Consider the following 19,365-nt stretch of genomic DNA (forward strand, 5'->3'; position numbering starts at 1 on the left):
AAGGGGCCCTTCACCACATCAGATGCGGTGAAGGGCCCCTTCAGCTACTTGATCAGTCGTCGTCGTTCGAGCCGAGGGCCGTCTTCGAGACCTGCATGAGGAACTCGATGTTGGTCTTCGTCTTGCGCAGACGCGAGATCAGCAGGTCGATGGCCTGCTGCGAGTCCAGCGCGTGGAGCACCCGGTGCAGCTTGTGGGTGACCGCGAGCTCGTCCGGCGAAAGCAGCAGATCTTCCTTGCGGGTACCGGACGGGTTGATGTCCACCGCGGGGAACACGCGCCGCTCGGCGATCTTCCGGTCGAGCTTGAGGTCCGCGTTCGCGGTCCCCTTGAACTCTTCGAAGATGACCGTGTCACCGGTGGACCCGGTCTCGACCATCGTCGTGGCGAAGATCGTCAGCGAACCGCCGTTCTCGATGTTGCGCGCCGCGCCGAGGAAACGCTTCGGCGGGAACAGCGCCGTCGAGTCGACACCACCGGAGAGGATCCGGCCGGACGCCGGGGCCGCCAGGTTGTAGGCACGGCCCAGACGGGTGATCGAGTCGAGCAGCACGACGACGTCGTGGCCCATCTCGACCAGCCGCTTCGCCCGCTCGATGGCCAGCTCCGCGACCGAGGTGTGGTCGGACGGCGGACGGTCGAAGGTGGAGGCGATGACCTCACCCTTCACCGACCGCTGCATGTCGGTGACCTCTTCCGGACGTTCGTCCACGAGCACGACCATCAGGTGGCACTCGGGGTTGTTCGTCGAGATCGCGTTCGCGATGTCCTGCATGATCGTCGTCTTGCCCGCCTTCGGCGGTGACACGATCAGGGCACGCTGTCCCTTGCCGACCGGCATCACCAGGTCGATGACGCGGGTGGTGAGCTTGTGCGGCTCGGTCTCGAGACGCAGGCGCTCGTTCGGGTACAGCGGGGTCAGCTTGGTGAACTCGGGACGACGCTTGGACTCGTCCGGCTCCAGGCCGTTGATCGAGTCGACGCGCACCAGCGGGTTGAACTTCTGCCGCTGCTGCTCGCCGTCACGCGGCTGGCGCACGACACCGGTGATGGCGTCACCGCGGCGAAGGCCGTACCTGCGGACCAGCGAAAGCGAGACGTACACGTCGTTCGGCCCGGCGAGGTAGCCCGAGGTACGCACGAACGCGTAGTTGTCGAGCACGTCCAGGATGCCCGCGACGGGCAGCAGGACGTCGTCCTCGCGGATCTCGGTGTCGGGCGAACCGCCCTGCTCACGGCCACCGCCGGCACCCCGGCGGCGACGGTCGCGGAAGCGACGGCCGCGACGGCCGCCTTCCTCGTCGTCGTCACCCTGCGGGCCCTGGCCCTGACGCTGGCTGTTGTCCTGACCGCCGCCCTGCTGGTTGCGCTGGCGGTTGTCGCGGTTGCCGTCACGGCCGCCGTCGCGGTTGCCCTGCCGGTTGCCGCCCTGCTCACCACGGTCGCCGCGTTCGTTGCGGTCGCCCCGGTCAGCACGGTCACCACGCTCGCGCTGCTGGCCACCCTGCTCGGGCGAACCCGCGGCACGGTTGGAGCCGCGGCGACGACGGCTGCGGCCGCCCTCTTCCTGCTGCGACTGGCCGTCCTGCGGCCCGTTCTCCTGCTGCGCGGGCCGCTCGGCGGGCGCGGAGCCGTTCTCGGAAGACTTCTCGGCCTTCTCGGTCTTCTCGGCGCGCGGGGCCTCGGCCGGGGCGGTTTCCGCCTTCGGCGCTTCGGCCTTCGGGGCCTCTGTCTTGGGCGCCTCGGCCTTCGGGGCCTTGCGCGGTGCATCGATCCCCTCGAGCGGAAGCGTTTCGCTCGCCGCCGCGGGGGACTTGCGCTTGGTCTTGCCCTGACGCTCACGGATGGCCGCGATCAGGTCGCCCTTACGCATGCCCGTGGTCTCGCCGATGCCAAGGTCCCCAGCGATCGAGCGCAGTTCGGCAACGGTCTTGCCGGTCAATCCGCCGACCGTGCGCTTGGGAGCGACGACGCCGTTCGACTCGGCGGCGCCACCTTCGACGTCGCTCAAAAGATCGGTGTTGCTCACAAATGTCCTTCCTGACCGATCCACGCCTCCAGGTGGATCAGCGGACCGCCGCTCGCGTCCGATTGCGAAACGGCGTAGTTGGCCCCCGATACGGGCGATCAGCTCCTCAGCCGTGTTGAACACAGCGGAGCTGTTCCAACAGGACCAAGAAAAGGCCTCCAGCACAGGGATTTGCGTCCTCCAAACGGAGGAAGCGGAATTCGGCACCGCCGGAACCGGGAACCCGCCTGCGTCCATCCGCTACTCCCCGCTTGCCAGGCGGTCTGCGGAACTGGCGGATCAACGAAGGATGCGGGCCAAGGATGACACTGGTCACCTGGACCGGCACCGGGTGCGGAAACGCACGGTGATCGAACGCCCCCGAGGGTAGACCGCGCCACGGCCGGGTGCAACAACCACCCCCCGCGTGGCGGGACGGTGCTCCGGCATGTGACCGAGGCTTTACTGAGCCGCAACCTGCACGCCGCCTGGATCGATCGGCAGCTCGGTGACGTCGAAAGATGTAACGTCGACTCCCGCCGGGAGTATTCCCCCGGTGGTCAGCGCCAGCACCGTCGGACCGGCTCCGGAAATGGCCGCGGCCACTCCTTCGGCCCTCAGCGCGCGCACCAGTTCACTGCTCGCCGGGTACGCGGGTGCCCGGTAATGCTGATGAAGCCGATCTTCGGTCGCGGAGAGCAACAGGTCGGGGCGGGCGGTGAGCGCGTGCACCGCCAGTGCCGCCCTGCCCGCGGTGAACGCCGCGTCGGCGTGCGGGACCTGCGCGGGAAGCAGCCCGCGCGTCGCGTCGGTCGAGGAGCGCAACGCCGGGATGGCGACCACCGGCCGGATGTCGTGATGCGGCTGGAGCCGTTCGGCGCGGAACCGCTCGCCCTCGTTCCAGGCGACCACGAAGCCGCCCAGCAGGCTCGCCGCGGCGTTGTCGGCGTGCCCCTCGAACTCGGCGGCCAGCTGCAGTGCGTCGTCGTCCAGGGCCTGCTCAGCCAGCGCGTACGCCGCCGCGACGCCGGTCACGACCGCGGCCGCGGACGAGCCGAGGCCGCGGGCGTGCGGGATGGTGTTGAAACAGCGCAGGTGCAGGCCGGGCGGCCGGAGGCCGAGGTGCCCGCAGCCACGCCGGAAAGCCCGGACGAACAGGTGTGATTCGTCCGTCGGGACGTCGTCGACGGCACCGGCGCCGGCGTCGATCACCTCGATCTTGAGGCCGGCGTCGGTGACCAGGAGTTCGACCCGGTCGTACAGCGCCAGCGCCAGGCCCAGCGTGTCGAACCCCGGACCGAGGTTCGCCGACGACGCCGGGACCTTGATCTTGAGCAGCGTCATCGCAGGTCCAGCGCGGCGGCGACGGCCGTCGGGTCGACGGCGAGCGGCTCGACCTCGACGTTGCCCTCCAGCGCCGTGGCCGGGTCCTTCAGGCCGTGTCCGGTGACGGTGCACACGACGGTCGAGCCCTTCGGCAGGCGTCCGTCGGCGGCCGTCGCGAGCAGGCCCGCGACACTGGTCGCCGAAGCGGGCTCGACGAACACGCCTTCCTTGCTGGCGAGCAGCCGGTACGCCTCGAGGATCTTCTCGTCGGTGATGGCCTCGAACAGGCCGGCGGAAGCGTTCTTCGCCTTCATCGCGCCGTCCCAGGACGCGGGGCTGCCGATGCGGATCGCGGTCGCGATCGTGTCCGGATCGGCCACCGGTTCGCCGTGCACGAGCGGCGCGGCACCGGCCGCCTGGAAACCGAACATCCGAGGGGTGTTCTTCACCACACCGTCACCGGCGTATTCGGAATATCCGGCCCAGTAGGCGGTGATGTTGCCCGCGTTGCCGACCGGCAGGCAGTGGATGTCCGGCGCGCGGCCGAGGACGTCGCAGATCTCGAACGCGGCCGACTTCTGACCGGCGATCCGCACCGGGTTGACCGAGTTGACCAAGGTCACCGGGTAGTCGATCGCGGTCTTCTGCGCCAGTTCGAGACAGTCGTCGAAGTTGCCGTCCACCTGCAGGATCCGTGCGCCGTGGAGGACGGCCTGGGCGAGTTTGCCCATCGCGATCTTGCCCTGCGGGACGAGCACCGCGCAGGTGAGCCCGGCACGGGCCGCGTAGGCCGCCGCCGACGCGGAGGTGTTGCCGGTGGAGGCGCAGATAACCGCCTTGAGCCCGCTGGCGAGCGCGTGCGTGATGGCCACGGTCATCCCGCGGTCCTTGAAGGACCCGGTCGGGTTCACGCCTTCGACCTTGAGGTGGACCTCACAGCCGGTCAGTTCCGAGAGGTGCGGCGCGGGCAGCAACGGGGTGTTGCCCTCGCCGAGGGTGATCACCTTCGCGCCGGCCGGGACCGGGATCCGGTCGGGATAGGCCTGGATGATCCCTGGCCATGGTTGGGGAATCACTGGTCTTCGCCTTCCACACGCATCACACTGACGACCTGGTTCACCACATCGAGCCCGGCAATGTCGTCCACAGTGGACCGCAATGCCGCGTCCGGCGCCAGATGGGTGACGACGACCAGGCTGGCCGTGTCGTTGGCGTCGCGCTGCCGCACCGCGGCGATGCTGACGCCGTGCCCGGCGAACGCCTGGGCCACCTGGGCGAGGACGCCCGCTCGATCGGCCACGTCGAGACTGACGTGGTACCGCGTCGGCGTCTGGCCCATCGGCCTGACCGGGAGCGCGGCGTGCGCGGATTCGCGCGGGCCACGGCCGCCGACGACCCGGTTTCGAGCCACCGCGACGAGGTCGCCGAGCACGGCACTCGCGGTCGGCGCGCCACCGGCGCCCTGACCGTAGAACATCAGTTCACCGGCTGCGTCGGCCTCGACGTAGACGGCGTTGTACGCGCCACCGACCCCGGCGAGCTGGTGCCCGCGCGGGATCATCACCGGATGCACGCGCGCCGCGACGGATTCGGTGCCGTCGTCGGCGGTGACGCGCTCGCAGATGGCGAGCAGCTTCACCGTGCGGCCCAGCACCTTCGCCGCGGCGAGGTCCGACGCGGTCACGTCGGCGATGCCTTCACGGTGCACGTCGGAGGCGGTGACACGGGTGTGGAACGCGAGCGAGGCGAGGATCGCGGCCTTGGACGCGGCGTCGTAGCCGTCGACGTCGGCCGTCGGGTCCGCCTCGGCGTATCCGAGCCTGCTGGCCTCTTCGAGCGTTTCCGCGTAGCCCGCGCCGGTGGAGTCCATCGCGGACAGGATGAAGTTGGTGGTGCCGTTGACGATCCCCATCACGCGGGTGATGCGGTCACCCGCCAGCGATTCGCGCAGCGGGCGCAGCAACGGGATCGCCCCGGCGACGGCCGCCTCGAAGTAGAGGTCCACGCCGGACGCGTCGGCGGCCTCGAACAGCTCCGCGGAATGCTCGGCCATCAGCGCTTTGTTCGCCGTGACAACGGATTTCCCGGCCTTGAGCGCGTCGAGCAGCCACTCCCGCACCGGCTCGATGCCACCGACCAGTTCGACGACGACGTCGACGTCCGGGGAGGTGACGAGCTTCGTCACGTCGGAGGTCACCAGTTCCGGCGGCAGCTCGGGGTGCTTGTCGGGGCGCCGCACCGCGATGCCTGCCAGCTCCACCCTGGTGCCCGCCCTGGCGGCGAGCTCCTCGGCCTGCTCGGTGAGCAGCCGGACGACCTCGCCGCCGACCGTTCCGCAGCCCAGGAGGGCGACCCTGATCACGCGTCCGTCCACAGTAGACACTTGCTAGACCTCCAGGCGCAGCATGTCGTCCGTCGTCTCGCGCCGCAGCAGCACGCGGGCGCTGCCGTTGCGCACGGCCACCACCGCGGGCCGCGGCTGCCGGTTGTACCCGCTGGCCATCGAGTAGCAGTACGCCCCGGTGGCCGCCACGGCGAGCAGGTCGCCGGGAGCAAGTGTGTCGGGCAGCCAGCAGTCACGGACGACGATATCGCCGGACTCACAGTGTTTTCCCACGACACGGGAAAGCGCGGCGGCGACCTGGCCGTCTCCGTCGTCGTCGGACGTCCGGGAAACGAGACGGCAGTCGTACACCGCGTCGTAGAGCGCGGTGCGGATGTTGTCGCTCATCCCGCCGTCGACGCTGACGTAGCGCCGGGCGGCCTTGTCGCCGAGTGAAACGTCCTTGATGGTGCCGACCTCGTACAGCGTGATCGTGCCGGGACCGGCGATGGCACGGCCCGGCTCGCCCGCGATCTTCGGCACCGGCAGGCCCGCGTACTCGCATTCCTTGCGGACGATCTCGCGGATCTGCGTGATCATCTGCGCGGGCGGCGGCGGGTTGTCCTTGTCGGTGTAGGCGATACCGAAACCGCCGCCGAGGTCGACGATGGACAGCTGGTCGAGCAGCTCGGTGCCGTGTTCCTTGGCGAGTTCGGCGAGCAGGCCGACCACGCGGCGGGCGGCGACCTCGAAGCCGTCGGCGTCGAAGATCTGCGAACCGATGTGGCTGTGCAGGCCGATCAGCTTGAGCGACGGCGCGTTGAGCACCCGGCGCACGGCCTCGGCCGCGTCACCGGAGGCCAGCGAGAAACCGAACTTCTGGTCCTCGTGCGCGGTCGCGATGAACTCGTGGGTGTGCGCCTCGACGCCGACGGTGACCCGGATCAGCACGTTCTGCACGACGTCGTGCCGTGCCGCGACATCGGCCAGCCGCGCGATCTCGAAGTACGAGTCGACCACGACCGTGCCGACGCCGGCCTCGACCGCCGCTTCGAGTTCGGGAAGGGACTTGTTGTTGCCGTGGAAGGTGATCCGCTCGGCGGGGAAGTTCGCGCGCTGCGCGACGGCGAGTTCGCCGCCGCTGCAGACGTCCAGGCTCAGCCCCTGCTCGGCCACCCAGCGGGCGATCTCGATGGACAGGAACGCCTTGGACGCGTAGTGCACGAGCGCCGGGTCGTCGAACGCCTCGGCGTAGTCGGCGCACCGGGACTTGAAGTCGGCCTCGTCGACGACGAACAGCGGCGTGCCGTACTTCTCGGCGAGTTCGCGGACGTCGACGCCTGCGATGCGCACGACACCGTCTCCGCCGCGGAAGGTGTTGCGGGGCCAGACCTTCGGATACAGCCTGTCGAGTTCCTCGGGACTCGACGGCGGGAAACCGGAGGCGTCGGCGTGGGGGTAGACGTCGGCGTGGCGGGGGCCGGCGGGGTGAGCCATTTTGCTTACATCCGTTCCGGAGCAGAGACACCGAGGACGGTGAGGCCGTTGGCCAGCACCTGGCGAGTCGCTTCACTGAGCGCGAGCCGCGAGAACGTGAGGGGGGTGGTCTCCTCGTCGCCCTTCGGCAGGACCCGGCCGACGGCGTTCCACTTGTGGTAGGCGCCGGCGAGTTCTTCGAGGTACCGGGCGACACGGTGCGGTTCGCGCAGCTGTGCGGCCCGGCGGAGGACGGTCGGGAATTCACCGAGGGTGCGGATCAGATCGCCCTCGGCCGGAAGCGTAAGCAGGCTGAGGTCGGCTCCGCCATCGGTTTTCAGGCCGAGGTCGGAAGCGTTGCGCTGCAAGGAAGCCAGCCGGGCGTGGGCGTACTGGACGTAGTAGACCGGGTTGTCGTTCGAATGCTTGCGCAGCAGGTCGAGGTCGATGTCCAAAGTGGAGTCGACCGAATAGCGGATCAGCTCGTAGCGGGCCGCGTCGACACCGACGGTGCCGACCAGGTCCTCCATGGTGATCACGGTACCGGCGCGCTTGCTCATCCGGACGGGTTTGCCGTCGGAGACCAGGTTGACCATCTGGCCGATCAGGACCTCGACGACGGCCGGGTCGTCACCGAAGGCGGCCGCGGCGGCCTTGAGCCGGGCGATGTAGCCGTGGTGGTCCGCGCCGAGCATGTAGATGCAAAGGTCGAAGCCGCGTTTGCGCTTGTCCTGGAAGTAGGCGAGGTCACCGGCGATGTAGGCCGGGTTGCCGTCCTTCTTGATGACGACGCGGTCCTTGTCGTCGCCGTGCTCCTTGGACTTCAGCCACCAGGCGCCGTCCTCGAAGTACAGGTTCCCGGAGTCCTTCAGCTGCTGGACCGACGACGCGACCGCGCCGGACTCGTGCAGCGAGTTCTCGTGGAAGTAGACGTCGAAATCGGTGCCGAAATCGTGCAGGCTCTGCCTGATCTCGGTGAACATCAGCTCGATGCCGACCCGGCGGAACGTCTCGGCCCGCTCGTCTTCCGGCAGCGAGAGCGCGCTCGGCTCCTGGCGGATGACCTCGGCGGCGATGTCGTTGATGTAGCCGCCCGCGTAGCCGTCCTCGGGGGCGGGCTCGCCCTTGGCCGCGGCGATCAGGGACCGGACGAAGCGGTCGATCTGCGCGCCGTGGTCGTTGAAGTAGTACTCGCGGGTGACCTGGCCGCCCTGCGCGGACAGCACGCGGCCCAGCGCGTCGCCGACCGCGGCCCAGCGGGTGCCGCCGAGGTGGATCGGGCCGGTCGGGTTCGCCGAGACGAACTCGAGGTTGATCTTGAGCCCGGCGAGCTCGTCGCCGAGGCCGAACCGCTCACCGGCGTCGAGTACCTGCTGGACGATCTGGCCCTGCGCGTCGGCGGCGAGCCGCAGGTTGAGGAAGCCCGGCCCGGCGACCTCGGCCGAGTCGATGCCGTCGGCGGCGGCGAGGGCCTCGGCCAGCGCGTCGGCGAAGTCACGGGGCTTCATCCCCGCCTTCTTGGCCACCTGCAGCGCCAGGTTGGTCGCGTAATCACCGTGTTCGGGGTTGCGGGGACGTTCGATCGTCACCTTCTCCGGCAGCACGGAATCGTCGAGGCCGCGCGCGGTGAGAACCTGCACGGCTGAGTTACGGACCAGGTCGGCGAGAGCTGCGGGAGTCACTCGCGGAATTCTAGGTGTGACCTGGTCCGGGCTTCCCGGCGACCGCCGGAAGGTGTGAGCCAAGCCGGTGATCTTGCGGCTGTTCACGGTGATCAGACGCGCGGTCTCTACACTGGCCCGCGCAGGGACCACACCCTTTGGAGAACGCAGGAGCCATGGCTAACGGGACAACCAGAAAAAAGGGCGCGTCGTCGAAGAACGCCATGAAGGCCGCCCGTAGTTCCGTCGTGTCCAAGAAGGGCACGCCCTGGGGCACGATCATCGCGGTCGTCGCGATCGTCGCCCTGGCTGCCTCGGTGGTCACCTACTACATGGTCGCCTCGGCGCCCAAGCGCGAGCAGAAGACCCGCGAAGAGACCGCGGCCGCCTTCGCGCCTTCGCAGCAGGACCCGGATCCCTCCAAGCGGATCAACGGCGTGACCACGACCACGTACGAAGGCTCCGTGCACGTCTCAGCCACCGAACGCGTCGCCTACGACAAGACCCCGCCCTACGGCGGCCCGCACGACCAGGCCTGGGCCGCGTGCAACGGCGTCGTCTACGAGAAGGCCGTCCGCAACGAGAACATGGTCCACGGTCTTGAGCACGGCGCGATCTGGATCGCCTACAACCCGGCGCAGATCACCGGTGACGCGCTGGAGCTGCTGCGGGTCCGTGTCGAGGGCAAGCCGTACACGACGATGTCGCCGTACCCGAACCTCGACAAGCCGATCTCGGTGCAGTCCTGGGGGCACCAGCTGAAGCTGGACAGCGCCTCCGACGAGCGGATCGACCAGTTCATCGCGGCGCTGCGCACCAACCCGTACGGCGCGTACCCCGAGCGTGACGCCACCTGCGACGCGCAGATCGAGCCGGGCGACTTCGACCCGACCCCGCCGGGGCCGGACGCGAAGCCGATGAACTACAAGGGCACCGCGGGCACCCAGCAGGACCAGCCCGGCGCCGGTCAGAGCGGCATGCCGTCCGTGCCCGCCACCCAGCCCTCGGCGCCCGCGAGCAAGTAAGCGGTGAGCCAGATGGACGACCCCGATCTCCAGTACGTCGACGAACCCGGCGACGAGGTACCGCGCTCGGCCAAGAGCCGGTGGCTGGTGGTCGGGGCGGCCCTGGTCGTCATGCTGATCCTGGGCTTCGGCCTCGGCGCCTTGACGACCAGGCTGATCGACTCCGATCCGGAATCGACGACCCCTGGAGCGGGTTCGATCGAGGTCGGTTTCGCGCAGGACATGTCGGTGCACCACCTCCAGGCCGTCACCATGGCGGGCTGGGCGCGGGACCACACGACCGATCCGGCGGTCAAGACCCTCGCGTTCGACATCGAGCGCACGCAGACCGGCCAGGTCGGCCGGATGAAGGGCTGGCTGGGCCTGTGGGGCCAGCCGGAGCAGACGACCGGCGCCTACATGACCTGGATGACCGAGCCGATGGCAGGCCACTCGGGGCACGGTGGCGCCGACATGAAGGCGTCGAACGGCGCGCCGATGCCAGGGATGGCGACGTCGGCCGAACTGGCCAAACTGCGGTCGCTGACGGGCAAGGAGATGGACGTCTTCTTCCTCCAGCTGATGCTGCGGCACCACATGGGCGGCACGGAGATGGCCCAGTACGCCAACGACCACACGTCCGTGGCGGACGTGAAGTCGCTGACGCGGAGCATGCTCGTCTCGCAGGGCGCGGAGATGGACCTGATGAAGTCCCTGCTTCAGGAGCGCGGCGGCTCCCCTCTCCCCGCCTGACGCCCTGCGCTACCAGGAGAGTTCCCGGCACCGTTGCGCGCACTGGGGCACTTCTATCTGCAGGGTCGCGTGCTCGATCGAGTAGCGGTCCGCCAGAAGGTTCTGCGCCTCGGTCAGCACGGCCGCCTGCTCGACGGTCGGCGCGATGGTGAGGTGCGCCGAAGCGACCTCCATCCCCGAGGTCAGCGTCCAGACGTGCAGGTCATGGACGTCCTCTACCCCCTTCAACTCGCCGAGTTCGGCCTGGATCCCGGCGACGTCGACCCCCTTCGGCGCGTGCTGGAACAGGATCCGCAGCGCGCGCCGGGCGAGCGCGTACGTGCGGGGCAGGACGAACAGGCCGATCGCGACACCGATGATCGGGTCGGCGTAGCGCCAGCCGGTCAGCAGCGTGATCGCGCCGCTGAGCAGTACACCGACGGAGCCGATCAGGTCGGCGAGGACCTCGAGATACGCGCCCCGGACGTTGATGCTCTCCTCCGCGCCCTTGCGCAGGATCAGGAAGGAGACGATGTTCGCGACGAGCCCCGCGGCGGCGGCCAGCAGCACGGGCAGGCCGGGAACGGCGGGCGGGTCGCTGATCCGGCCGAGGGCCTCGACCAGGACATAGCCCGCGACGCCGAACAACAGGATGGCGTTGCCCAGCGCCGCGAGCACCTCGGCCCGGTAGAACCCGAACGTGCGGGTGAGCGTGGGGCCACTGCGCCGGGCCAGCATGATCGCCGCCAGCGCCATCCCGACGCCGAGGACGTCGGTGAACATGTGCGCGGCGTCGGAGATCAGCGCGAGCGAGCCCGTGGCGAACCCGACGATGAACTCCATGACCATGAAGCCGGCACCGATGACCAGGGCGATCGTCAAGCTCTTGAGGTAGCGGCCTGACGCGCTCGACGGCGAGGCCGTCCCATGCCCGTGCCCGTGACCCATTGCTCCGCCTCTCGTGAAGTCGACAGGCCGAATATATTGTCACATGCGCATATGTGCAATACAGGTGAGCCTAAGTTCACTTTGTCTTAAGCCACACAAGGAAGCCATCCCCCAGGAGGGCCTTCCCGAAACCTGAAACCGCCACGCACCGCTACCGGAGTGACCGGAAGAACCCCCGCAGCTGATCGACGAAGGCCTCGGGCTGCTCGAACGCGGCGAAGTGACCACCCTTGGCCAACACGTCGTACCAGCGAAGATCGGTGTAGCGCAGCTCCACCCAGCGCCGCGAGGGGCGGACGATCTCGCGCGGGAAGATCGAGATACCCGAAGGAACTTCAATCGCGGAGACGTCCCGCACCTTGTTCTCCCAGTAGATCCGCGCCGACGAAGTCGCCGTCCCGGTGAACCAGTAGACGGAGATCGCGTCGAGCATCTGACGCCAGGACAGCGCGGTCTCCGGCGAGCCGTCGTTGTCGGTCCACTCCCAGAACTTCTCGGCGATCCACGCCGCCTGCGCCGCGGGCGAGTCGGTGAGCCCGTAGCCGACCGTCTGCGGGCGCGTGGCCTGCTGCTGCGAGTACGCGGACCCGACCGCGTGGAACCGCGCGAGATCACCGAGCGCCGCCTTCTCCTCCGCCGTCGGCTCCCCCAGTTCGGCCTCGTCGTACGGGACACCCGCCATGTTCACGTGAACGGCGGCCACCCGCTCCCGCGCGACCTTGGCGAGCATGTTCGTCATCCCGGCGCCCCAGTCGCCGCCCTGCGCGACGTAGCGCTCGTAGCCGAGCCGCCCCATCAGCTCGTCCCAGGCGCGGGCGATGCGCTCGACGTTCCATCCCGTCGCCGACGGCTTGTCGCTCCAGCCGAAACCCGGCAGCGAGGGCGCCACGACGTGAAACGCGTCCGCCGGATCGCCGCCGTGCGCGGCCGGATCGGTCAACGGGCCGAGCACGGCGAGGAACTCGACCACCGAACCCGGCCAGCCGTGCGTGAGCACGAGCGGCGTCGCGTCCGGCTCCGGTGAGCGAACGTGCAGGAAGTGGATCCCGAGACCGTCCACAGTGGTCTTGAAACCTGGGAAAGCGTTGACCCGGCCTGCCAGCCCGAAGTCGTAGTCCTCCGCCCAGTAGCGGCACAACTCGCGCGCGAACTCCAGCGGGACTCCCTGTGCCCAATCGTCCACGGTGGCGGGCTCGGGCCAGCGCGTGGCGCGCAGCCGGGCTCGCAGGTCGGCGATGGCGTCTTCGGGAATCCGCACTTCGAACGGTTCGATCACGGCATCCTCCAGTTCGTTGGTGAGACCAACGCTACGCTGGACCGATGAGCACCGCACCCGTCCGGCTCCGCACCAAGGCCAGCTGGCTGGTCAACCAGGCCGCCACCGTGGCCCACCGGCTCGCCATGGACGAGTTCTCCCGCAGCGGCGCCCGCCGATACCACTACGGGATCCTGGCGGCCATCGACGAGAACGGCCCGTCGAGCCAGGCCGCCCTGAGCCGCTGCACCGGCATCGACCGCAGCGACGTCGTCGCCGTCATCAACGAACTCGCCGACGCGGGCCACGTCGAACGCGCCCCCGACCCGGCGGACGGGCGGCGCAACCTGATCACCCTCACCGGCACCGGCGTCCGGCGGCTCCAGCACCTGGAAGACCTGGTCAGCGAGACCCAGGACGTCTTCCTCGCCCCACTCGAACCCGCCGAACGAGCGCAGCTGACCCGGCTCCTGGCCCGCGTCGTCGAGCATCACCAGGGTTAACGACCACCTCGCGCGAGGAGGGCGGGCGGGGTGCGCTAAGCTTCTCGAAGTCGCTCAGGCGGCTACGCCCTCGTAGCTCAGGGGATAGAGCACTGCCCTCCGGAGGCAGGTGTCGCAGGTTCGAATCCTGCCGAGGGCACACTTCCGATCAAATAGAACGCCGGTTGCCCATCAGGGACCGAGCGGCAAGAGCACACACCGATTCCAGTAAGCGGAAGAATTGTCCGCGAATTCGGTAATACGCCTGCGCACAAGCTTTGCGAATCCCCTGACGGACAGCCTGCGTGGTCGCTACATTCCCCAGGTCCGATCGAACTGGGGGTTCGAATGAGGAAATTCCTCACCATCGGCCTGACCGCGCTGCTCACCATGGGCACCGCGGCGGCCGTCAGCACACCGGCGTATGCCGCTTCGCAGCTCGACTTCGGGACCTGCCCGGCGGATGTCGCCCAGGCGTACCCGGCACTGAAATGCGCGACGGTCAGCGTCCCGCTCGACTATTCGCGGCCGTTCGGCGCGCGGATGGACGTGCTCGTCTCGAAACACACCAGCACTGACCCGGCGAAACGACGGGGCACGCTGTTCGTCAATCCCGGCGGCCCGGCGGGTTCCGCGGTGATGCAGGCGGGCAAGCTGTCTCTTCCGGACGCGACCGGGTACACCCGGCTGCCCAAGGAAGTGCTCGAGGCCTACGACATCGTCGGTCTCGATTCCCGCGGCACCGGCCACAGCCGACCGCTCAGCTGTGTCGGCGAGGACTACTGGCGCGGGCTTCAGCCCGACCCGGACCGGCCCGAAGAACGGGACAAGAGCTGGGAGCGCTGGAAGGCTTTCGCCCGGTCCTGCGCGGAAAAGAACGGCGACCAGCTGAAGTACACGGGCAGCCGCAACGTGATCCAGGACATGGACCGCGTGCGCACGCTGCTCGGCGAGGAGAAGATCAGCTACCTCGGGTATTCCTACGGCACCTACCTCGGCAGCGCGTACGCCGAGCGGTATCCGGACCGGGTCGACCGAATGGTCCTCGACAGCTCGATGAACCCGGTGCAACCGCGGATGTGGTACGGGAACTCGACCGGTCAGGTCACCGCGGGAGTCGCCCGCGAGAAGGCCTACCTGAGCTGGATCGCCCAGTACGACAGCGTTTTCCATCTCGGCAAGAGCTACGAGGAAGTGAACGCGGCCTGGCAGAAGCTGCTCGGCGACTTCCGGAAGGCGCCACACGGACCACTGAAGAACGTCGGCGCGGTGGAGCTGATGGACGTCTACATCGCCAACCTTTCCCACGAGCTCTACTGGGAACCCCTCGCGAAGGCGATGGCCGACTACGTGCTGCGCGGTGACGATCGTGCCGTGCTGGACTGGGCGGCTCCGTCGGGTGGCGCGGCGGGCGAGAACTTCATCGCGGGAATGATCTCGATCGCCTGCGTCGACTCGGAGGCTCCGACGGACCGGACGAAGATCGAACGCGACTTCGACGAGCTGGCCAAGACCAGCGATTTCGCCTGGTACAACGTGTCGATCCCATCCGCGTGCGCCAACTGGCCGGTACACGACCAGCGGATCGTGCCGTCAGGGAAGAACCTGCCGCCGATCCTGGTCTTCGGCGTCGAAGGCGACTCCGCGACTCCGTACGCGAACACGGTCGCGATGCACGAGCAGCTGCCCAGCTCGGTGCTGGTGACCGAGCGCGGCGCGGGCACCCACTGTGTGTTCGGCAGTCATCCGGCGATGGTCAACCGGGAGGCTCAGCGGATCGGCAAGGAATACCTCGTCGACGGCCTGCTCCCCAACGGCGACCTCGACATCGCGCCGCATCCCCTGCCGGTGCCGAAGGCGGGAATCGCGGCGGCCGCGCGTCCGGCCGTCGTTTCACAACACTCGTGACATCCCGCTGACAAGGTCTCCTTGAAGGAGGAGGCAGGGTCCTTCAAGGAGACCTTCGCGGAACGCCACGAGTCAGATGGTTAGACCTTCTCACGCTTGCTCTTGACGCTCACGGCGAGTTCGCTATAAGTTCTAACTATAGCGATATCCAGTAACGCGACCACAAGGAGAAGGCTCATGACCCCGAAGACCTCACACCGCCGGATCAGCGCACGTGCCGCCCTGTTCACCATCCCGCTGGCCATCGCGGGCCTCCTCGGCACCACCGCACCCGCTCAGGCCGCCGTTCCCGACGGCAAGCCGGCTTCGCTTACCTGCCAAGGAAAAGGCATCGACCGGACCGCCAAGGTGCACTACCGGACCGAGACCTTCATCAAGGCGCCTTTGCGCACCATCTGGAACCTGCAGACCGACGTCGAGGCCTGGCCGTCCTGGCAGAACCCCGTCATCCCCGTCACCATGAAGCGGCTGGATCCCGGCCCGCTGCGCAAGCATTCCCGGTTCCAGTGGACGATCCCCGTCCCGCCCGGCATGCCCTACCCGCCGGGCGACGTGACGATCGTGTCCACCGTCCGGCAACTCCAGCCCGGCAAGTGCCTCCGCTGGACCGGCCCCCTCGACGGCCCCGGCGGCATGCACATCGACGGTGTCCACGTCTGGAACTTCGTCAAGGTTCCGGGCGGCGTCGTCGTCCGCACCGAAGAGAGCCACACCGGCCCGCAGGTCGACAAGGACGTGCCCGGCTCCACCGAAATGCTGGGCCAGGGCCTCGAAATCTGGTTGAAGGACCTCAAGACAGCCGCCGAAAACCGATAGGACCGGATCCCGGCCGCTCCCTATGCTCCCTGGGCATGGAGATCATCGGGCCGGACGACGCCCTTCCCGTGCGGCGGATCCGGCGGGCCGCGGTGGCGGGTCCCGCCGGATCCGGGAAGTCGACGCTGGCGCGAACCCTGTGCGAGCGCATGGGATTGCCGTATGTCGAGTTCGAGTCCTTCTTCCACGGTCCGGGTTGGACGGTGCGGGAGACCTGGCAGGCGGACGTCCTGGAGTTCCTCGACGGCGACGAGTGGGCCATCGAGTGGCAGGGCGAAGAAGTCCGGGAGCGGATGACCGAACGACTGGACGTGCTGGTCTGGCTCGATCACCCACGGGCGATGACCATGGCCCGCACTGTCGTCCGGACCCTGAAGCGCAGGGTCGGGCGCGGCTCGAAGATCGCCGGCGGCAATGTCGAAGGCCCGCTGCACACGTTCTTCACCGACCCCGACCACATCGTCAAGCTCGCCTGGCGTTATCACCCGATGATCCGGGCCCGCGTGCACAAGGTCATCGAGGAGAACCGCTACCCGGACCTCGTCGTCGTCCGCCTGCGTGGCCAGCGTCAGGTCGACCGCTGGCTCGGCGGGGCCTTCGCCCGGAACCTCCGCTAGCGAAGACTCCGGACGCGCCACACCACACCGAGCGCGGGGTCTCCTGTGGAACTCGGCTCGATCCGATCCACGGTGAAGCCCTCGCGCTCGTAGAAGGCACCAGCACGCTCGTTGGCCACGAAATGCTCGATGTACAGGCGCTCGGCGTCCACGGGCAACTGTCCGATGAGGGCATCGAGCAGCCGGACACCCAGCCCGCCACCACGATGACGGGGATGCACGTAGAGCTTGTAGATCACCTGGTCGTCGCCGTTGAGGCCGCGTTGTCCGACGCCCGCCAAATGCCCGCCGTCGTCCGCGACCACCACCGCACCACGGGCGACGGCCCCGGCGATGTTCGTTTCGTGCCACCACATCCGGACCTGTTTGGCGGCGGCTTCCTCACCGATCAACGGCGTGTAGTGGGCTCGGACGTGCTCCTCTCCGAAACGACAGATGGCCATGACGTCGTCTCGTTGGGCGTTCCGCACGACCGGTTCGGTTCCCATCGCACTGCCTTTCCACTGCATCGCGGCCTGATCTACCATCCCGATCGGACCTTTCGGGCACTCCTCGGCCGCCGGGGTTGTCCGACCCCCTGCTTGGTGGTAACGATACGTTCGGATCATGGCATCGCCGCCCTTTCATCGGACTCGGCTCAATGCCGGCGGGGAACTGCTTCACCTTGGTGATCGTCGAGGTGGCGTGTCCATAACAAGTCAGGCGCTTACAGGGAGCAAGGTGTGGAGCCGGATCTAAAGCCAGGCGAAGACCTCCAGTACTACCTCGAACGACAAGCCCGTGAAATGCAGGAGAAGGCGACTCGGCTGGAGGAAGCCTTCGCCGCCGCGGGCGCCACGGTGACCTCGCCGGACGGTTCCGTCACGGTGACGCTGGCACCGAACGGCGCGCTGAGCAACATCCAGCTCGGCAGGCGGGCGTGCGCGCTGGGCGAGGCCCGGCTGACCGCGACGATCATGACGACCGTGCGTGAGGCGCAGAGCCGGACCGCGCGCGCCGTGACGAGCTCGGTGGAGGCCATCGTCGGCGACGGTGAGGCCGTCGAGATGATGAAGAGCTTCCTGCCGCCGGAACCGGCTGTCGACGCCTACATCGACCAGGTGGAGAAGTTCGCCGAGCCCCCCGAGCGGGAGCAAGCTCCGCCGACGCCGCGGCCCTTCACACCGCCGCCGCCCCCATCGCAGCAGCAGCCGCCGCCGAGGCAGGCACCCCCACCACGACGTCGTCCGGCCCGTGACGACATGGACGAGGACGAAGGGAACCCCTGGTGAGCGGCGGACAAGAAATCCCGGCTGCCGAAGCTTTCGACACCTTCGGCAAGAAGCTGGCCGGGCACGCGGACGACGTGCGCCAAACCGGTGACCTCGTCGGCCACATGGTCGCCGATCCGGGTCTGTACGGGATCCTCATGGGTCAGATCATCGGCGCGGCCGCTTCCGCCTACTGCGCTGAGACGCGGGACGCCTTCAACAAGTACGGCGAGTCTCTCCAAAAGCACAAGGAGAAACTCGACAAGGCTTACAAGGAATACCAAGCGAACGAAGACCACGCGAAAGAGCAGATCTCGAAGGTCGACATATGAGCGGCGCGGACACCGGCAAACTCGGTGACAAGAACAAATACGAAGACAATGTCGACTACAAGCCCAACGATTTCTGGCACAATCCGAAAGATCTGATCACTTCCGATGACACCCGTACCAACGGCGCGGGCATCATCAACACGATCGACCAATTGCAGTTCGCCTGCAAGGACAACGACCAGGTAATGCAGGGGATCGCGGGCGCGGGTCTCGTGCTCGAGACCCTCGGCCTGGTGATCGATCCGCTCGGCAGTGTCCTCGCCGCGGGAATCGGCTGGCTCATCGAGCACGTCACCCCGTTCCGGATTCCGCTCGACATGCTCCTTGGCGACCCCGAAGGCATTTCGACGGCTGCCGCCGCCCTCGGCAAGGAAAAGGACAAGATCGAGGCGATGGCCAGGTCCTTGAAGGACGAAGTCGGCCACCTCGTGGACTCCTGGAAAGGTAACGCCTCCGAGGCCTTCAAAAAGGCCACCGAGGATCTCGCCGCGGGCGTGGACGCGCTGGGCACGTCCCTTGAGTCCGCGAAGAAGACCGTGTCGATCTGCGGTGCCGTCATCGGCGCCGTCCGAGGCATCATCCGCGACCTCATCTCCGGTGTGCTCGGCGGCATCCTCGCGGGCGCGATCGCCGCGGTCGCGGCCATGCCTTTCACGTTCGGCGCGTCGGTCGGCATCTTCCTCGGCACCGTCTTCGCGACGGTCGCCGTGGCGCTGTCCAAAATCGGCGTCCAGATCACGAAGCTGACCAAGGCGATCACGTCTGCGGCCAAGTCGATCAAGAACCTCTCGAAGAGCACCAAGGGTTTGGCCGACGACGCCGCCAGGGCGGTGGACGACGTCGTGCCCACGCCCGGCGGTGGACGCCCCGGCAGCGGTAGTGGTGGCGGCTCCGGAAGTGGAAGCGGCAGCGGCTCGGGTAGTGGGTCGGGTTCGGGATCCGGGAGCGGCAGTGGCTCGGGCAGCGGTAGCGGCTCGGGATCCGGTTCTGGTTCTGGTTCTGGTTCTGGCAGCGGCTCTGGTTCGGGTAGCGGCTCGGGCTCGGGCAGCGGGACCGGAAATGGCAGCGGCTCTGGTTCCGGCAGTAACAGCGCGGACGGTTCCGGCAGCGGCTCGGGCTCGGGCTCGGGCGGCGGAACCGACAGCAGCTCCGGCTCGGGTTCGGGCAGTGGCAGCGGCTCGGGCAGCAACAGCGCCGACGGCAGCGGCACCGGGGGTGGCTCCGGTC

Annotated in this window: 18 protein-coding genes and 1 tRNA gene; 10 read left to right on the forward strand and 9 right to left on the reverse strand. The window is 68.2% G+C overall.

Annotated elements, in window-relative coordinates; genetic code table 11:
* Positions 1-52: 52 nt before the first annotated feature.
* From rho to argS, 6 genes are all read right to left on the reverse strand, one after another.
* A complete protein-coding gene (rho, locus tag AMYAL_RS0110120; RefSeq protein WP_020631191.1) occupies positions 53-2,029 on the reverse strand; it encodes a transcription termination factor Rho in 1,977 nt (658 codons plus the stop codon).
* A 441-nt stretch (positions 2,030-2,470) separates the two neighbouring features.
* On the reverse strand, positions 2,471-3,352 hold the full coding sequence (gene thrB / locus AMYAL_RS0110125) for a homoserine kinase (RefSeq protein ID WP_020631192.1): 882 nt from the start codon (positions 3,350-3,352) through the stop codon (positions 2,471-2,473).
* Positions 3,349-4,410, reverse strand: a complete 1,062-nt coding sequence (gene thrC / locus AMYAL_RS0110130) for a threonine synthase (RefSeq protein WP_020631193.1) — start codon at positions 4,408-4,410, stop codon at positions 3,349-3,351. The genes thrB and thrC overlap by 4 nt, the downstream gene beginning before the upstream one ends.
* The gene (locus AMYAL_RS0110135) at positions 4,407-5,717 is read right to left on the reverse strand and encodes a homoserine dehydrogenase (protein ID WP_026466923.1); all 1,311 of its coding nucleotides are present in this window, start codon (positions 5,715-5,717) and stop codon (positions 4,407-4,409) included. Before AMYAL_RS0110135 ends, thrC begins: the two co-directional genes overlap by 4 nt.
* A 3-nt stretch (positions 5,718-5,720) precedes the next feature.
* Positions 5,721-7,154 carry a diaminopimelate decarboxylase gene (lysA, locus tag AMYAL_RS0110140; protein WP_020631195.1) on the reverse strand — a complete coding sequence of 478 codons (1,434 nt, stop codon included), beginning with the start codon at positions 7,152-7,154 and terminating at the stop codon, positions 5,721-5,723.
* A gap of 5 nt (positions 7,155-7,159) precedes the next feature.
* The gene (argS, locus tag AMYAL_RS0110145; RefSeq protein WP_026466924.1) at positions 7,160-8,815 is read right to left on the reverse strand and encodes an arginine--tRNA ligase; all 1,656 of its coding nucleotides are present in this window, start codon (positions 8,813-8,815) and stop codon (positions 7,160-7,162) included.
* Positions 8,816-9,018: 203 nt separating this feature from the next.
* Between argS and AMYAL_RS0110150 the strand changes: the two genes are divergently transcribed.
* Both AMYAL_RS0110150 and AMYAL_RS0110155 read left to right on the forward strand, forming a co-directional pair.
* Positions 9,019-9,819: a thioredoxin-like domain-containing protein gene (locus tag AMYAL_RS0110150; RefSeq protein ID WP_020631197.1), complete on the forward strand. Its 801-nt coding sequence runs from the start codon at positions 9,019-9,021 to the stop codon at positions 9,817-9,819.
* A gap of 12 nt (positions 9,820-9,831) precedes the next feature.
* Positions 9,832-10,551: a DUF305 domain-containing protein gene (locus AMYAL_RS0110155; protein ID WP_020631198.1), complete on the forward strand. Its 720-nt coding sequence runs from the start codon at positions 9,832-9,834 to the stop codon at positions 10,549-10,551.
* Between the two features lie 9 nt (positions 10,552-10,560).
* Here the strand turns inward: AMYAL_RS0110155 and AMYAL_RS0110160 are convergent, their stop codons facing one another.
* Together AMYAL_RS0110160 and AMYAL_RS0110165 are read right to left on the reverse strand one after the other, a co-directional pair.
* Positions 10,561-11,478 (reverse strand): cation diffusion facilitator family transporter, encoded by a 918-nt coding sequence (locus AMYAL_RS0110160; RefSeq protein ID WP_020631199.1) that lies wholly within the window; start codon positions 11,476-11,478, stop codon positions 10,561-10,563.
* A gap of 151 nt (positions 11,479-11,629) precedes the next feature.
* Positions 11,630-12,754 (reverse strand): epoxide hydrolase family protein, encoded by a 1,125-nt coding sequence (locus tag AMYAL_RS0110165; protein WP_020631200.1) that lies wholly within the window; start codon positions 12,752-12,754, stop codon positions 11,630-11,632.
* A gap of 44 nt (positions 12,755-12,798) precedes the next feature.
* On the opposite strand from AMYAL_RS0110165, the gene AMYAL_RS0110170 reads away from it, so the two are divergent.
* The 5 genes from AMYAL_RS0110170 to AMYAL_RS0110190 all read left to right on the forward strand — a co-directional run bounded on the left by AMYAL_RS0110170 (position 12,799) and on the right by AMYAL_RS0110190 (position 16,556).
* Entirely contained in the window at positions 12,799-13,236 is a 438-nt protein-coding gene (locus AMYAL_RS0110170) for a MarR family winged helix-turn-helix transcriptional regulator (RefSeq protein ID WP_020631201.1), read from the forward strand.
* A gap of 66 nt (positions 13,237-13,302) precedes the next feature.
* A tRNA-Arg gene (locus tag AMYAL_RS0110175) sits at positions 13,303-13,375 on the forward strand.
* A 188-nt stretch (positions 13,376-13,563) separates the two neighbouring features.
* Positions 13,564-15,123, forward strand: coding sequence for an alpha/beta fold hydrolase (locus AMYAL_RS0110180; RefSeq protein WP_020631202.1), 1,560 nt, complete (start codon positions 13,564-13,566; stop codon positions 15,121-15,123).
* Positions 15,124-15,300: 177 nt separating this feature from the next.
* Entirely contained in the window at positions 15,301-15,939 is a 639-nt protein-coding gene (locus AMYAL_RS0110185) for an SRPBCC family protein (protein ID WP_020631203.1), read from the forward strand.
* A 35-nt stretch (positions 15,940-15,974) separates the two neighbouring features.
* Positions 15,975-16,556, forward strand: a complete 582-nt coding sequence (locus tag AMYAL_RS0110190; protein ID WP_020631204.1) for a P-loop NTPase family protein — start codon at positions 15,975-15,977, stop codon at positions 16,554-16,556.
* Here AMYAL_RS0110190 and AMYAL_RS0110195 read toward each other — a convergent pair.
* On the reverse strand, positions 16,553-17,044 hold the full coding sequence (locus AMYAL_RS0110195; RefSeq protein ID WP_026466925.1) for a GNAT family N-acetyltransferase: 492 nt from the start codon (positions 17,042-17,044) through the stop codon (positions 16,553-16,555). The two genes, AMYAL_RS0110190 and AMYAL_RS0110195, sit on opposite strands and share 4 nt — an antisense overlap.
* 234 nt (positions 17,045-17,278) lie before the next feature.
* Here AMYAL_RS0110195 and AMYAL_RS0110200 point away from each other — a divergent pair, with 234 nt between their 5' ends.
* The 3 genes from AMYAL_RS0110200 to AMYAL_RS48375 form a co-directional block, all read left to right on the forward strand.
* Entirely contained in the window at positions 17,279-17,827 is a 549-nt protein-coding gene (locus tag AMYAL_RS0110200; RefSeq protein WP_026466926.1) for a YbaB/EbfC family nucleoid-associated protein, read from the forward strand.
* Complete coding sequence (locus tag AMYAL_RS0110205) at positions 17,824-18,138, forward strand: hypothetical protein (RefSeq protein ID WP_020631207.1); 315 nt, start codon at positions 17,824-17,826, stop codon at positions 18,136-18,138. The genes AMYAL_RS0110200 and AMYAL_RS0110205 overlap by 4 nt, the downstream gene beginning before the upstream one ends.
* A partial coding sequence (locus AMYAL_RS48375; protein WP_020631208.1) for a WXG100 family type VII secretion target occupies positions 18,135-19,365 on the forward strand: 1,231 nt, incomplete at its 3' end. The genes AMYAL_RS0110205 and AMYAL_RS48375, both read left to right, overlap by 4 nt.

The organism is Amycolatopsis alba DSM 44262 (genome assembly GCF_000384215.1).
GTDB lineage: Bacteria > Actinomycetota > Actinomycetes > Mycobacteriales > Pseudonocardiaceae > Amycolatopsis > Amycolatopsis alba.

Excerpts from the sequence above, each read along its gene's own strand:
- thrB (WP_020631192.1), bottom strand. The coding sequence starts at position 3,352 with ATGACGCTGCTCAAGATCAAGGTCCCGGCGTCGTCGGCGAACCTCGGT.
- lysA (WP_020631195.1), bottom strand. The coding sequence starts at position 7,154 with ATGGCTCACCCCGCCGGCCCCCGCCACGCCGACGTCTACCCCCACGCC.
- AMYAL_RS0110150 (WP_020631197.1), top strand. The coding sequence starts at position 9,019 with ATGAAGGCCGCCCGTAGTTCCGTCGTGTCCAAGAAGGGCACGCCCTGG.
- AMYAL_RS0110155 (WP_020631198.1), top strand. The coding sequence starts at position 9,832 with ATGGACGACCCCGATCTCCAGTACGTCGACGAACCCGGCGACGAGGTA.
- AMYAL_RS0110160 (WP_020631199.1), bottom strand. The coding sequence starts at position 11,478 with ATGGGTCACGGGCACGGGCATGGGACGGCCTCGCCGTCGAGCGCGTCA.
- AMYAL_RS0110170 (WP_020631201.1), top strand. The coding sequence starts at position 12,799 with ATGAGCACCGCACCCGTCCGGCTCCGCACCAAGGCCAGCTGGCTGGTC.
- AMYAL_RS0110180 (WP_020631202.1), top strand. The coding sequence starts at position 13,564 with ATGAGGAAATTCCTCACCATCGGCCTGACCGCGCTGCTCACCATGGGC.
- AMYAL_RS0110185 (WP_020631203.1), top strand. The coding sequence starts at position 15,301 with ATGACCCCGAAGACCTCACACCGCCGGATCAGCGCACGTGCCGCCCTG.
- AMYAL_RS0110190 (WP_020631204.1), top strand. The coding sequence starts at position 15,975 with ATGGAGATCATCGGGCCGGACGACGCCCTTCCCGTGCGGCGGATCCGG.
- AMYAL_RS0110195 (WP_026466925.1), bottom strand. The coding sequence starts at position 17,044 with ATGGGAACCGAACCGGTCGTGCGGAACGCCCAACGAGACGACGTCATG.